Annotated in this window: 11 protein-coding genes; 6 read left to right on the top strand and 5 right to left on the bottom strand. The window is 68.3% G+C overall.

The window, feature by feature from the left end; translation table 11 throughout:
- Nucleotides 1-15 precede the first annotated feature (15 nt).
- Entirely contained in the window at nt 16-765 is a 750-nt protein-coding gene (locus tag AC1RCS_RS11605; protein WP_492244577.1) for an SDR family NAD(P)-dependent oxidoreductase, read from the bottom strand.
- Nucleotides 766-998: 233 nt separating this feature from the next.
- Between AC1RCS_RS11605 and gspF the strand changes: the two genes are divergently transcribed.
- The 3 genes from gspF to AC1RCS_RS11590 all read left to right on the top strand — a co-directional run bounded on the left by gspF (nt 999) and on the right by AC1RCS_RS11590 (nt 3,712).
- Nucleotides 999-2,231: a type II secretion system inner membrane protein GspF gene (gene gspF / locus AC1RCS_RS11600; protein WP_218296094.1), complete on the top strand. Its 1,233-nt coding sequence runs from the start codon at nt 999-1,001 to the stop codon at nt 2,229-2,231.
- A gap of 4 nt (nt 2,232-2,235) precedes the next feature.
- Nucleotides 2,236-3,168, top strand: a complete 933-nt coding sequence (locus AC1RCS_RS11595; RefSeq protein WP_369643340.1) for a 5'-nucleotidase — start codon at nt 2,236-2,238, stop codon at nt 3,166-3,168.
- A 154-nt stretch (nt 3,169-3,322) separates the two neighbouring features.
- Nucleotides 3,323-3,712 (top strand): EF-hand domain-containing protein, encoded by a 390-nt coding sequence (locus AC1RCS_RS11590; RefSeq protein ID WP_255591038.1) that lies wholly within the window; start codon nt 3,323-3,325, stop codon nt 3,710-3,712.
- A gap of 297 nt (nt 3,713-4,009) precedes the next feature.
- Here AC1RCS_RS11590 and AC1RCS_RS11585 read toward each other — a convergent pair whose 3' ends face one another.
- The 3 genes from AC1RCS_RS11585 to AC1RCS_RS11575 form a co-directional block, all read right to left on the bottom strand.
- Nucleotides 4,010-4,441: a hypothetical protein gene (locus AC1RCS_RS11585; protein WP_218296096.1), complete on the bottom strand. Its 432-nt coding sequence runs from the start codon at nt 4,439-4,441 to the stop codon at nt 4,010-4,012.
- 333 nt (nt 4,442-4,774) lie between these two features.
- On the bottom strand, nt 4,775-5,272 hold the full coding sequence (locus AC1RCS_RS11580) for a cyanophycin metabolism-associated DUF1854 family protein (RefSeq protein WP_218296097.1): 498 nt from the start codon (nt 5,270-5,272) through the stop codon (nt 4,775-4,777).
- A gap of 20 nt (nt 5,273-5,292) precedes the next feature.
- Nucleotides 5,293-7,599 (bottom strand): cyanophycin metabolism-associated ABC transporter, encoded by a 2,307-nt coding sequence (locus AC1RCS_RS11575; RefSeq protein ID WP_218296098.1) that lies wholly within the window; start codon nt 7,597-7,599, stop codon nt 5,293-5,295.
- A gap of 229 nt (nt 7,600-7,828) precedes the next feature.
- Between AC1RCS_RS11575 and AC1RCS_RS11570 the strand changes: the two genes are divergently transcribed.
- The 3 genes from AC1RCS_RS11570 (at nt 7,829) to AC1RCS_RS11560 (ending at nt 13,200) form a co-directional block, all read left to right on the top strand.
- Nucleotides 7,829-10,033 (top strand): cyanophycin synthetase, encoded by a 2,205-nt coding sequence (locus AC1RCS_RS11570; RefSeq protein WP_369643343.1) that lies wholly within the window; start codon nt 7,829-7,831, stop codon nt 10,031-10,033.
- 75 nt (nt 10,034-10,108) lie between these two features.
- Nucleotides 10,109-12,685: a cyanophycin synthetase gene (cphA, locus tag AC1RCS_RS11565; RefSeq protein ID WP_218296100.1), complete on the top strand. Its 2,577-nt coding sequence runs from the start codon at nt 10,109-10,111 to the stop codon at nt 12,683-12,685.
- A gap of 47 nt (nt 12,686-12,732) precedes the next feature.
- Complete coding sequence (locus AC1RCS_RS11560) at nt 12,733-13,200, top strand: CreA family protein (protein ID WP_255594789.1); 468 nt, start codon at nt 12,733-12,735, stop codon at nt 13,198-13,200.
- Between the two features lie 142 nt (nt 13,201-13,342).
- Here the strand turns inward: AC1RCS_RS11560 and AC1RCS_RS11555 are convergent, their stop codons facing one another.
- Nucleotides 13,343-14,002, bottom strand: coding sequence for a DsbA family oxidoreductase (locus AC1RCS_RS11555; protein WP_492244578.1), 660 nt, complete (start codon nt 14,000-14,002; stop codon nt 13,343-13,345).
- Nucleotides 14,003-14,286: the final 284 nt, after the last annotated feature.

Genomic DNA, 14,286 nt, shown 5'->3' with positions numbered 1-14,286 from the left:
CCTGTCGCCCAGGCTTCACCGCGCCAGATATCCGCCATCCACCGGGTAATACGCCCCGGTCACAAATGACGCCTTGGCGGATGCCAGCCAAGCCACCAGCTCGGCCACCTCTTCGGGCTGCCCCAGGCGGCCGATGGGGTGCGCACCCACCAGCATGGCATTGACGCCTGCGTCCTGCTCCAGACCGCTGATCATCGGCGTGTGGATAAAGGCGGGCCCCACGGCATTGATGCGCACGCCATGGGCACCGTACTCAATGGCTGCCGCCTTGGTCAACCCCACCACACCGTGTTTGGCGGCCGTATAGGCCGGCGCCGTGGCAAACCCCACGGAGCCCAGGATGGACGCCATGTTGATGATGGCGCCACCGCCATTCTTGAGCATGGCCGCGATCTGGTACTTCATGCCGTAGAACACGCCCGACAGGTTGATGTTGATGACCTGCGCCCAGCCCTCCAGCGGATAGTCGGCGGTGGGTGCCTGCGGGCCGCCGATGCCAGCGTTGTTGCAGGCAACGTCCAGACGGCCATAGTGGGCAACCGTGCGGTTGACCAGCGTTTCGCAGTCTGCGGGCTTGCCCACGTCGGCGGCCACAAAAATGGCGTCGCCGCCCGCCGCACGCACCAGCGCAGCCGTTTCCTCGCCCGCCGGCACGTTCACATCCGACGCCACGACCTTGGCGCCTTCGCGCGCCCACACGAGCGCAATGGCACGCCCGATGCCCGACGATGCCCCCGTGACCAACGCCACCTTGTTCTTCAGCATGAAAGACTCCTGGTTCGTTCAGAACACCTGCAACCCGATGCCACAGGTCCGTTTTTTTCATTCTGCGCGCCCGGGGTGCCGGCGCCTTGACCTGGATCACGCCTCCGACAGCAGGACCCACGGCGCGGCAAGTGGCCTCGGGTAGCGGCTACCATCTCGGACTGCAGGGCATTTCTGCCTCCACCCACCGTTGTGTGATTTCCTGACGCCCACGCCTTACCGCCCACGCCCGCATGCCCGCTTTTTCCTTTGAAGCCCTGGACGCCCAGGGCCAGACCCGCAAGGGCCTCATGGAGGCCGACACCGCCAAGGCGGCGCGCAGCCTGCTGCGGGCCCAGGCCCTGGTGCCGCTGGCCGTGGAACTGGTGCAGACCGGACAGTCGCTGGACGGGAGCGCCGCCAGCCTCGGCCAGCGGCTGTTCACCCGGCCGGTGTTCGGTGCCACCGCGCTGGCCATCTGGACGCGCCAGATCGCCGGGCTGGTGTCGTCCGGGCTGCCGCTCGAACGCGCCCTCACCGCCTTGTCGGAAGAGGCCGACGACGAGCGCCAGCGCCACCTGGTGGCCGCGCTGCGCGCCGAGGTGAATGCCGGCGCCACGTTCGCCCGCGCGCTGTCGCAGCACCCGCGCGAGTTCTCGGACATCTACTGCGCCGTGATCGGCGCGGGCGAACACAGCGGCAACCTGGGCCTGGTGCTGGAGCGCCTGGCCGACGACCTGGAAGAGCGCCAGGCGCTCAAGGCCAAGCTGGTGGGCGCTGCGCTGTACCCGGCCATCGTGACCATCGTGGCCATCGTGATCGTGCTCTTCCTCGTCGGCTACGTGGTGCCCCAGGTGGCCAGCGTGTTCGCGGGCACCAAGCGGGCGCTGCCGTTCCTCACGGTGGCCATGCTGGGTATCAGCGCTTTTGTGCGCAGCTATGGCTTGATGGTGCTGATTGCTTTTGTCTTGATGGTTTTTGGCGCACGCTGGGCACTGACCATTGGGCATATCCGTGAAAAATTCGATGCCGCCTGGCTCAACCTGCCCCTCGTGGGCAAGCTGGCGCGCGGCTACAACGCGGCGCGCTTTGCCGGCACGCTGGCCATGCTGGCGGGCGCGGGCGTGCCCATCCTGAAAGCCCTGCAGGCCGCCGCCGAAACCCTGAACAACCGCGCGCTGCGCGCCGACGCGCTGGACGCGCTGGTGCTGGTGCGCGAAGGCGCGCCCCTGGCCTCGGCGCTGGCGCAGAAAAAGCGTTTTCCCGGCCTGCTGTCGATGTTCGCGCGCCTGGGCGAGCAGACCGGGCAGTTGCCGGTGATGCTGCAGCGCGCCGCACGGCAGCTTTCCACCGAGGTGCAGCGCCGCGCGATGGCGCTGGCCACCATCCTGGAGCCTTTGCTCATCGTCGGCATGGGCATGATCGTGATGCTGATCGTGCTGGCCGTTTTGCTGCCCATCATCCAGCTGAATCAGTTTGTGAAGTGACTTTATGGCCGTGACCCTGGACGACAAGCTGGTGGTGGCGATCTCCTCGCGCGCGCTGTTCAACTTCGAGGAAGAAAACCGCGTCTTCGAACACGAGAGCGATGACCGCGCCTACGTGGAGCTGCAGCGCCAGCGCCTGGATGTGCCCGCCGCGCCCGGCGTGGCGTTTTCCCTGGTGCGCAAGCTGCTCGCGTTCAACACCTCCGAGCACCAGCGGGTGGAGGTGGTGCTGCTCTCGCGCAATGACCCGGTCAGTGGCATGCGCGTGTTCCGCTCATGCAATGCCCATGGCCTGCCGACCATCCAGCGCGGCGTGTTCACCCAGGGGCGCGACCCGTTCCGCTACCTGCGGCCGCTGGGCGCGCACCTGTTCCTGTCGGCGAATGAGGCCGATGTGCGCGAGGCCCTGCACCTGGGCTACCCCGCCGCGCGGGTGATCACCGAGTCGGTGCGGGCCGGCGACGCGAACCCGCAGGAAGTGCGCATTGCCTTTGACGGCGACGCCGTGCTGTTCTCCGACGAGGCCGAGCGGGTGTACCAGGCCGAGGGCCTGGCGGCGTTCCAGCAGCACGAGACCGACAAGGCGGCCCTGCCCCTGCCCGACGGCCCCTTCAAGCCCCTGCTCGCGGCGCTGCACCGGCTGCAATCCGCCGGAGAATCCGGCGGCGCCACCGGCATGCGCATCCGCACGGCCCTGGTCACGGCGCGCAGCGCACCCGCGCACGAACGCGCGATCCGCACGCTGATGGACTGGAACATCGACGTGGACGAAGCCATGTTCCTGGGCGGCCTGCCCAAGGGCGAGTTCCTGCGCGAGTTCGAGCCGGACTTCTTCTTCGACGACCAGACGGGCCATGTGACGTCGGCAGCGCGCCATGTGCCCGCGGGACATGTGAACAGCGGCATCTCCAACCCCCTGCGTGCCGGGGGCGGCTGAGGCAGGGGGTGGCGATGGTCCGGGCTCTTGCCGCGAAAAGTTCTGCAAAGTCCTGCAACGCCGGGTGAAAGCCTGCAAAGCCCCGGTTGCAATCCGCCGGCGGCCCACCAACTGTGCCAACATCGTCCCCCGAACCCCACTGAAGGAAGATGTGTTGCGCAAGAGAATTTCCCTCGCCGCCTGCCTGATGGGCGCCGTGCTGGCCACCATGGGCTCCGCCGCGCTGGCCCAGGCCCCTGCCGCACCGCCGCCAGAGCCTGCGGCGAGCGCGCCCGCCGAGCCCGGCACGGGCCAGACCAAGGGCGAGATCAAGGCCATGCGCGATTTCAAGATGCTGGACTTCAACGGCGACGGCAAGCTCAGCCGCACCGAGGTCAAGCTCTTTCCCCGCCTGGCGGCCGCGTTTGACGAGGCGGACACGGACGGCGACGGCTACGTGTCGTACGAAGAGGTTCGCGTCTTCGCCGCCAGATACCGCGCGGAGCGGGACCGCAACAAGGCAGCCCAGGCCGCCCGCCAGCCCGCCTCCGGCAGCCAGCCCTGAACCCGCCCGGGTGGACGGCTGACCATCCCTCTCCCGCAGGCAAGCGCGCAGCGCGGGCAGCCAGATCCGGGGTCAAATAGGTGTTTTGCGCTTGCTGGATAAGCGCCTTCAGCTATATTTTCAGGAGCATCACCCCGCAGGCGCCGCTGGGGGTGGGAAGCCGATCCGCACAAGGGACGGGCTGCGGGCGGCAGCATTGCGCGCCACCGGCCAAAAAATGCAAAAGAAGCAAGGAACAGCCACTGCGGGCAGCGCGGTACCGGTGCCACCGGCCCAGCACGCAGCGCAGGCGGCGGGCTAGAGGCCGCCCGTGCGCTTGATCTTGGGGTCCGAGTACGTCAGCGGCTCGTTCTTGACCTGCTGGGCCAGGCGCTCCTGCAAGGTCATCCGGTTGATGTCCTGCGCCACTTCCACCGCACTGCCGCTGGCCCGCCACATCGACTGGATGAGCTCCAGCAGCTGCTTGTAGATTGGCTCCTTGGGCGGCTCTGGCGGTTCTTCCACGGTGTCCTTTTTTTTCACCTCGGTCCAGTCCCGGTTCGCCACGTCGGGCGCCGACGGCTTGTCGGGCTCGCGCACGATCGCGCCCTCGCCCATCCGGTCCATGGACTCGACGGGGTTGGATGCGTTGATGGGACGCACCGGTGGCGCGCCAGAGGCGCCAGTGGAATACAAATCAGCGCCCTGAGGACGCCAACTCGGCGATCGATCGACAGGTGGCATTTGCATGGCAATGGCCCGTAGTTGAGATGAATGACAGAGGGTCTTTTGGCCTCTTCGTACATTCATTACGGCAAAAAGAAGGGGAAATTTAGGTCTTTTTCACCGATTGCTCAAAATTAAGGGTTTTCACCTACCTTTTCGCGATTTTCAGGCCGCCAAAGGGCCTGATGAATGGCCGGACGCACGGATTGAACACGCAGGCGGTGGCAATCACGCGGGTTGCGTGTTGCTTTTTGGGGTGGAATGCCGCCGACAGGCGCCAGCGGCGGGCCCGAAACGCCCACCACGGCTACCGGCGATCCTGTGCGGGAAGGGCCCCGGTATGGCGGGGCTGGCGCGTCAGAGGAAGCGTTCGAGCAGCCGGCGCGAATGCCGGTCCAGCGCGGTGGTGTCCTGGACCCGGAACTGGACCCCGTCCCCGCCCGCGATCAGCAGCCGGGTGCGCCCCCCCAGCCTGCGGATGTCTTCCTCGGCCTTGAGCACCAGCTTGGCGGGTCCGCGATCGGTCTCCACATCCCAGGTGCTGGGGGTCGAAAAGCTCGACACGGCAACGATTTTTTCAATAGTGGGCACAAACTCGCGCACTTCCAGCTCTTCTTCGATGAGCTGGCGCGCGGTGGCCTCCAGCTGGTCGAGCCGGTCGATCCACAGCAGCTCGTGGCCATCCGAACCGATCAAGGAGAGCCCGTGCGCCGGCGCGGCAATGGGGAAGGCCCGCACGGGGGTGATGCCTTCGTGGACGGTGCCATCGGGCAGGGTCAGGACCAGCCGGCCGTGCGGATTGCGGGCCAGGGTGAATTCAGGCTGCGACACCAGGGTGAAGGTGGTTGTGTTCATGGCGGTTCCCACGGTGGCGGTCACGAATTGCCGGCCGGGTGGGCCGGGTGCAGCAGGCTGCTGTCGATGATGACGCCGGCGGCCTGCGCGTCTTCCTCGGCGCGGCGGGCCTGGGCTTCGTACAGCCGCCAGTAGGCGCCCTGTTTCTCCATGAGTTCGTCGTGGGGGCCCACTTCCACCACCTCGCCGCGGTCCATCACCACCAGGCGGTCGGCCTTGCGCAGGGTGGACAGGCGGTGGGCGATGGCGATGGTGGTGCGGCCCTGCACCAGGTTGTCCAGTGCCTTCTGGATTTCCTTCTCGGTCTCGGTGTCCACGGCCGAGGTGGCCTCGTCGAGGATCAGGATGCGCGGGTCGATCAGCAGCGCACGCGCGATGCTGATGCGCTGGCGCTCACCGCCCGACAGGCCCTGGCCGCGCTCGCCCACCAGCGAGTCGTAGCCGTGCGGCAGGCGCAGGATGAACTCGTGCGCGTGGGCCGCGCGGGCGGCCGCCACGATCTCCTCGCGCGTGGCCTCGGGCTTGCCGTAGGCGATGTTCTCGGCGATGGTGCCGAAGAAAAGGAAGGGCTCCTGCAGCACCAGGCCGATGTGGCGCCGGTAGTCGGCCACGGCGAAGCGGCGGATGTCCACGCCATCGACCTGGATGGAGCCGTCGCTCACGTCGTAGAAGCGGCTGATCAGGTTCACCAGGGTACTCTTGCCCGAACCGCTGTGTCCCACCAGGCCGATCATCTCGCCGGGGCGGATATCCAGGTCCAGCCCCTTGATCACCGCGCGGCTGCCGTAGCGGAAACCCACGTTGCGCATGGCGATGGCGCCCTGCACCTTGTCCACCTTCACCGGCTGGGCCGGGTCGGGCACGTTGCTCACGTGGTCCAGGATGTCGAAGATGCGCTTGGCGCCGGCCGCCGCCTTCTGCGTGACCGAGACGATGCGGCTCATGGAGTCGAGCCGGCTGTAGAAGCGCCCGATGTAGGCGATGAAGGCCGTGAGCACGCCCACCGTGATCTGGTTGCGCGACACCAGCCAGATGCCGAAGGCCCAGACCACGAGCAGGCCGATCTCGGTGAGCAGCGACACCGTGGGGGTGAACAGCGACCAGGTCTTGTTGAGCTTGTCGTTGACCTCCAGGTTGTGCTGGTTGGCGTCGCGAAAGCGCTGGGCCTCGCGCTTTTCCTGGGCGAAGGCCTTGACCACGCGGATGCCGGGGATGGTGTCGGCCAGCACATTGGTCACCTCGGACCAGACCCGGTCGATCTTCTCGAAACCAGTGCGCAGGCGGTCGCGCACGGTGTGGATCATCCAGGCGATGAAGGGCAGCGGCACCAGGGTGACCAGCGCCAGCCAGGGGTTGATGGAGAACAGGATGGCCGCCGTCATCATGATCATGAGCACATCGGTCACGAAATCCAGGGCATGCAAGGAAAGGAAAACGTTGATGCGGTCTGTCTCCGAGCCGATGCGCGCCATCAGGTCACCGGTGCGCTTGCCCCCGAAATAGTCGAGCGACAGGCGCAGCAGGTGCTCGTAGGTGGTGGTGCGCAGGTCGGCGCCGATGCGCTCGGACACCAGCGCCAGGATGTAGGTGCGCGCCCAGGACAGGCCCCAGGCCGCCAGGGCGGACAGCAGCAGGCCGCTCAGGTACAGCAGCACCAGGCCCGGTTCGATCTGCTTGCCGTTCTGGAACGGGATGAGGATGTCATCCATCAGCGGGATGGTGAGGTACGGCGGCACCAGGGTGGCGGCGGTGGAGGCCAGCGTCAGCCCGAAGCCGGCCGCCAGCTGCTTGCGGTAGGGCCGGGCAAAGCGCCACAGGCGCAGCAGCACCCAGGTGGAGGTCTGGGGCGGCTGGGCGCGGGCACAGGCCGGGCACTCCTCCGTATCGGGGGGCAGCGGCGTGTGGCAGGTGGGACAGGTGGGCTCGTCGGCCTCCTCGGCGGCGTCCGCCTCGCCCCGCGCGCTTTGCTGCTCGAAACGCTGCACCAGGCGCAGCGCCTGGGCATGCTGTGACAGGGTGAAGCGCCACAGGGCCAGGCGCGCCCGCGCATCGTGCAATTCCAGCGAACCCACGCCCCCGTGGTCCTGCAGGCGCAGGGCCAGGCCGTCGCCCAGGGGCCAGCCGCGCCAGGCGGTGGTACCCGGATCGCAGGCCAGCAGTCGCTCGGACGTCACCACCACCCAGCCCGCCGCGAAACGCAGGGCCGTGCTCAGGTCAACCTGGAGCGCTGCCAGTACGTTCTCTTTGGGAGCGAGCATGGCCCGCAAATCGGCCCCCACGGGGCCGGAAAAGACACCCGAGGCGTCCACAGAATGGTGATGTTGCATTTTTGGTTGGTATTTCCGCCCCCGGCAGCCTGCGGTGACCGATCTCGCGAAAGCGCGAATTCTCCCCCATACTGCGCCCCACGGCGCGGCGGCGTCCCGCTGTAACGTGTGCGGCAGTCATCTGGCTGACACCGCATCCCGGCTCCAGTCTGGCGCACAATCATCGTCCACAAAGTCACCTTTTCCCAGCAAGGCCCGCAAAAGGCCGGAAACACACCCGCTGCAATCCATGGCGAAACTCAACGATATCCAACTGCTTCGCATCAACTACCTGCGCGGCCCCAATATCTGGACCTACCGGCCCGTGCTGGAGGTCTGGCTGGACCTGGGGGAACTGGAGGACCATCCCTCCAACCTCCTCCCCGGCTTCAACGAGCGCCTCACCGCCTGGCTGCCCGCGCTGATCGAGCACCACTGCGGCGTGGGCGAGCGCGGCGGGTTCCTGCAGCGCCTGCAGGAAGGCACCTGGTGCGGCCACGTGCTGGAGCACATCGTGATCGAGCTGCTGAACCTGGCGGGCATGCCCACCGGCTTCGGCCAGACCCGCAGCACCTCGCAGCGCGGCGTGTACCGCATGGTGTTCCGCGCCCGCGACGAGCAGGTGGCGCGCATGGCCCTGGCCCAGGGCCATGGCCTGATCATGGCGGCGATCAACGACGAGCCCTTTGACGTGCAGGCCGCCGTGGCCCGCGTGCGCACCGAGGTCGATGACCAGTACCTGGGCCCCAGCACCGCCTGCATCGTGACGGCCGCCACCGACCGGGGCATCCCGCACATCCGCCTGAACGACGGCAACCTCGTGCAGCTGGGCTATGGCGCCAGCCAGCGCCGCATCTGGACGGCCGAGACCGAATTCACCAGCGCCATCGCCGAGGGCATCGCGAGCGACAAGGACCTGACCAAGAGCCTGCTCAAGTCCTGCGGCGTGCCCATTCCCGAAGGCCGCGTGGTCAACAGCCCCGAGGAAGCCTGGGAAGCGGCCGAGGACATCGGCCTGCCCGTGGTGGTCAAGCCCTCCGACGGCAACCACGGCCGGGGCGTGACGCTGGACCTGCGCAAGAAGGAAGACATCGAGGCGGCCTACCACGTGGCCTACCCCGAGGGCAGCGACGTGATGGTCGAGAGCTTCATCCCCGGCGACGAGCACCGCCTGCTGGTGGTGGGCGGCAAGGTGGTGGCCGCGGCGCGCGGCGAGGTGGTCAGCATCACCGGCAACGGGCGCTCCACCGTCAAGGAACTGATCGACACCCAGCTCAACTCCGACCCGCGCCGGGGCTATGAGGAAGAGTACCCGCTCGAAATCATCGATCTGGCGACCGACACCAAGGTGCAGCTCGAGCTCAAGCGCCAGGACCTCGACGCCAGCTCCGTGCCCGCCGCCGGCCGCCAGGTGGTGGTGCAGCGCAACGGCAACGTGGCCGTGGACTGCACCGACGACGTGCACCCCGAGGTGGCCTACATCGCCCAGCTGGCCGCCAAGGTGGTGGGCCTCGACATCGCCGGCATCGACATGGTGGCCAGGGACATTTCCAAGCCCCTGCACGCCCAGGGCGGCGCCATTGTCGAGGTCAATGCGGGCCCGGGCCTGCTGATGCACCTCAAGCCCGCCGTGGGCGCGCCGCGCCCGGTGGGGCAGGCGATCGCGGAACACCTGTTCCCGTCCGAAGACGGCGATGGCCAGGCCGGCCGCATTCCGGTGGTGGGCGTGGCCGGCACGCGCAGCACCTCGACCATCGCACGCGTGGTGGCGTGGCTGCTGCACCTGGGTGGGCACCACACGGGCCTGGCCTGCCGCGAAGGCCTGTTCCTGGACCGCCGCTGCGTCGAGACCACGGACTGCGCCCACTGGGAAGCCGCCCACCGCCTGCTCATGAACCAGATGGTGCAGGCCGCCGTAATCGAAAGCGACGCGCGCACCATCCTGCGCGACGGCCTCGCCTATGACCGCTGCCAGGTGGGCGTGGTCACCGACATGGACGGCGTGGAAACGCTGGCCGAATTCGACGTGCACGAGCAGGACCAGATGACCAAGGTGATGCGCACCCAGGTCGACGTGGTGCTGGCCGAGGGCGCCGCCGTGCTGAACGCGGCCATCCCCCAGGTGGCAGACCTCGCCCCGCTGTCGGATGGCGCCGTGGTGCTGTACGCCCAGGACGCCACGCTGCCCGTGATCGTGGAGCACCGCGCCACGGACAACGGCCGCGCCGTAATCGTGAAGAACGGCCGCGTGGTGCTGGCCACCGGCAGCGCCGAGCACGTGCTGGGCTCGCTGTCGGACCTCACCTTCGGGCGCAACGCCGTGGTGCCGGACACCGATGCCCTGCTGGCCGCCATCGGCGCGGCGTGGGCGCTCAACATCGCCCCCGACCTGATCGGCGCGGGCATCAAGACCTTCGAGCCCGACCTGCCGGCGCCGGTGGGCCTGCCTTCCTGATCCGCCCGTAGAGAACCGAACGCCCGCGACTTGAACGGGGCCCGCGAGCCCCGAACGATTACTGAAAGAGACCCCATGGATGTATCCCGCACCCGGGCCCTGCGCGGCCCCAACCTCTGGAGCCGCCACATGGCCATCGAGGCCGTGGTTGCCTGCACCGAAGCCGAACGCGCCGTTGGCCAGATGCCCGGATTCGAAGCGCGGCTGCGGGCCCTGTTCCCCGCCATCGGCGTCCTTCATGCCGAAGGGAGCACCGACATTTCCCTGGCGCACGTGCTGCAGACGGCCGCGCTGAACCTGCAGGCCCAGGCCGGCTGCCCCGTGACCTTCGCGCGCACCACCGCCACCACCGACGCGGGCGTGTACCAGGTCGTGGTCGAGTACAGCGAAGAGGCCGTGGGCCGCCAGGCGTTCGAAGACGCCCAGCAGCTCATCCAGGCCGCGCTCGGCCACGGCGGCTTCGATGCCGACGCGGTGATCGCCAAGCTGCGCGAGCTCGACGAAGACGAGCGCCTGGGCCCGAGCACCGGCTCCATCGTGGATGCGGCCGTGGCGCGCGGCATCCCCTACCGGCGCCTCACGCGCGGCAGCCTGGTGCAGTTCGGCTGGGGCTCCAAGCAGCGCCGCATCCAGGCCGCCGAGGTCGACTCGACCAGCGCCGTGGCCGAATCCATCGGCCAGGACAAGGACCTGACCAAGCGCCTGCTGCATGCGGCCGGCGTGCCCGTGCCGCTGGGCAAGCCGGTCGAGACGCTCGACGAGGCCTGGGAAGTGGCCCAGAAGGTGGGCCTGCCCGTGGTCGTGAAGCCGCAGGACGGCAACCAGGGCAAGGGCGTGACGGTGAACATCACCGACCGCGCGCAGCTCGAGGAAGCCTTCCGCACCGCGGCCGAATACGGCACGGTGATGGTCGAGCGCTTCCTGCCGGGCCACGATTTCCGCCTGCTCGTGGTGGGCGACCAGCTCGTGGCCGCCGCGCGCCGCGAGCCGCCTCAGGTGCTGGGCGACGGCCAGCACACGGTGCGCGAACTGGTCCACCAGGTCAACCTGGACCCGCGCCGTGGCGAAGGCCACGCGACCTCGCTCACCAAGATCCGCCTGGATGACATCGCCGTGGCCCGCCTGGCCATGCAGGGCCTGACGCCCGACTCGGTGCCGCCCAAGGGCCAGCGCGTCATCCTGCGCAACAACGCCAACCTGTCCACCGGCGGCACCGCCACCGACGTGACCGACGACGTGCACCCCGAGGTCGCCGCGCGCGCCGTGGCCGCGGCGCAGATGGTGGGCCTGCACATCTGCGGCGTCGACATGGTGGCCGAAACCGTGCTGCGCCCGCTGGAAGAGCAAGGCGGCGGTTTCGTCGAGGTGAATGCCGCCCCCGGCCTGCGCATGCACCTGGCACCCAGCTACGGCAAGCCGCGCAACGTGGGCCAGGCCATGGTGGACAAGCTGTACGCCCATGGCGACGACGGCCGCATTCCGGTCGTGGCCGTCACGGGCACCAATGGCAAGACCACCACGGCGCGCCTGATCGCCCACCTGTTCACGGCCCAGGGCCTGCGCGTGGGCATGACCAACACCGACGGCGTGTACGTGAACGGCCGCCAGATCGACAGCGGCGACTGCAGCGGCCCCAAGAGCGCGCGCAACGTGCTGCTGCACCCCGAGGTGGACGCGGCCGTGTTCGAGACGGCGCGCGGCGGCATCCTGCGCGAAGGCCTGGGCTTCGACCGCTGCCAGGTGGCCGTGGTCACCAACATCGGCGCGGGCGACCACCTGGGCCTGAACTACATCACCACGGTGGAAGACCTGGCCGTGCTCAAGCGCGTGATCGTGCAGAACGTGGCCACCACGGGCTATGGCGTGCTCAACGCCGCCGACCCCATCGTGGCGGCCATGGCGCCCGCCTGCCCCGGCAAGATCATCTTCTTTGCGAGCGACCGCCACCACCCCGTGATGGCCACGCACCGCGCGCAGGGCCACCGCACCGTGTACGTGGACGGCGACTCCATCGTGGCCTCGGAAGGCTCGTGGCGCGAGACCATCCACCTGCGCGACGTGCCTATCACGCGCAACGGCAAGATCGGCTTCCAGGTCGAGAACGTCATGGCCTCCGTGGCCGCCGCCTGGGGCGTGGGCATGCCCTGGCAGACCATCCGCCGCGGCCTGTCGGGCTTCGTGAACGACAGCGACAACGCGCCCGGCCGCTTCAACATCATGGACTACCGGGGTGCCACCGTGATCGCCGACTACGGCCACAACCCCGACGCCATGCGCGCCCTGGTGGGTGCCGTGGACGCGCTGCCCGCCAAGCGCCGCAGCGTGGTCATCAGCGGCGCGGGCGACCGCCGCGACGAGGACATCCGCGACCAGACCGTGATCCTGGGTGCCGCGTTCGACGACGTGATCCTGTACCAGGACGCCGCGCAGCGCGGCCGTGCCGACGGCGAAGTGATGGCCCTGCTGCGCGAAGGCCTGGTGGGCGCATCGCGCACCACGCACGTCGAAGAGATCCGCGGCGAATTCATCGCCATCGACGCCGCCCTGGCGCGCCTGCAGCCCGGCGACCTGTGCCTGGTGCTGGTGGACCAGGTGGAAGAAGCGCTGGCCCATCTGGCACAGCGCTGCGCCGACGCCGGGGCCACGGCGTGACGAAATCATCCACCGCCACCAGCCTGCGCCGTGCCCGCCGCTGGGCCATGGCGGCGGCGTGCGCACTGGCCGTGGTGCTGCCGGCGCTGGCGGCCACGGGCGAGAAGATCGGCACGGTGGACACCGCCTTCCAGTGGCTGGGCCGCGACCACGACATCATCGTGGAGGCCTACGACGACCCCGGCGTGCAGGGCGTGACCTGCTACGTCTCGCGCGCGCGCACCGGCGGCATCAAGGGATCGCTGGGCCTGGCCGAGGACCGCGCCGAGGCCTCCATCGCCTGCCGCCAGGTCGGGCCCATCAGCTTCCCCGAGCCGCTCAAGAAGCAGGAAGAAGTCTTCAGCGAACGCATGTCCATCCTGTTCAAGCGCCTGCGCATCGTGCGCATGGTGGACGCCCCGCGCAACACGCTGGTGTACCTGACGTATTCAGAAAAGCTGGTGGACGGATCGCCCCAGAACAGCGTGACCGCCGTGCCCGTGGACCGCGCCACGGCCATCCCGCTGCGCAAGTGACAAGCGGTCGTCGTCCGTCGCCGTAGCGGGACGTACGTCACCACCAACAGAAAAGGGGCCTTGAGCCCCTTTTCTTTTGATAAAAACAGCCTCTACCGATTGACTGGTAAGCGCGAACAGCTATTAGTTCAATAGCATCACCTCATCCAGCCTGCTGCGCCGCAATCTGCCGCAGCGCCTGCTCGAACACCTCCACCGGCTGCCCGCCCTGGATCAGGTGCCGCTCGTTGATGATGATCGCCGGCACCGAATGGATGCCACTTTGCAGATACAACTGCTCCCGCTCGCGCACCTCGTCCGTGAAGCGATCAGATGCGAGCAGCGCACGCGCCTCGGCCACGTCCATCCCCACCTCGCCCGCCACACGCGCCAGCACCTCGTGGTTGCTCGGGTCCTGCCCGTCGGTGAAATAGGCCTTGAACAGCGCCTTCTTCAGCGCGGGCTGCACGCCCTTCTCTTCGGCCCAGTGCAGCAGCCGGTGCGCATCGAAGGTGTTGTAGATGCGGCTGCGCTTGTCCATGCTGAAGGTAAAGCCCAGCTCCGCGCCGCGCGCCGCGATGGCCTCGCGGTTTTTCTGGCTCTGCGCGGGCGTCGCGCCGTACTTTTCTTGCAGGTGCTCGCCGATGTCCTGCCCCTCGGGGCCCATCTGCGGGTTCAGCTCGAATGGCTGAAAGTGCAGGTCCAGCGCCACCTCGTCCTTGAGGCGGTCCGCCGCCTGCTCCAGCGACCGCAGGCCGATGATGCACCAGGGGCAGGAGACATCGGAGACGAAATCGATCTTGAGGGTGGTGGGGTTGGGCATGGGAAGGCCTTGGGAAGGGAAGAAGGACGGGATGGTAGGCGGGGTGGGATAACCGTGGTGGGAGGGGGTTTACTGAGCAGGTCGGCGCCGCCGACTGCGAAGCGGCCAGTGATGTCGGCCCCCTGAGCTCACGGTCCAGGTCACGCGGCGGTCATGCATGCGCCAGTGACTTCTCGGACCCAGCGGCCGGTTGCAAAGGGCTGCAGGCCCTGCCATCCAGCCGGTACGTTCACCACGCCTGAACGTCCGCTGACCCGGGCCAATCCGGCGTGAACCTGCATGGG

This window comes from Acidovorax sp. GW823-FHT01C06, from assembly GCF_058798375.1.
This window is presented reverse-complemented; position numbering and strand designations above follow the sequence as displayed.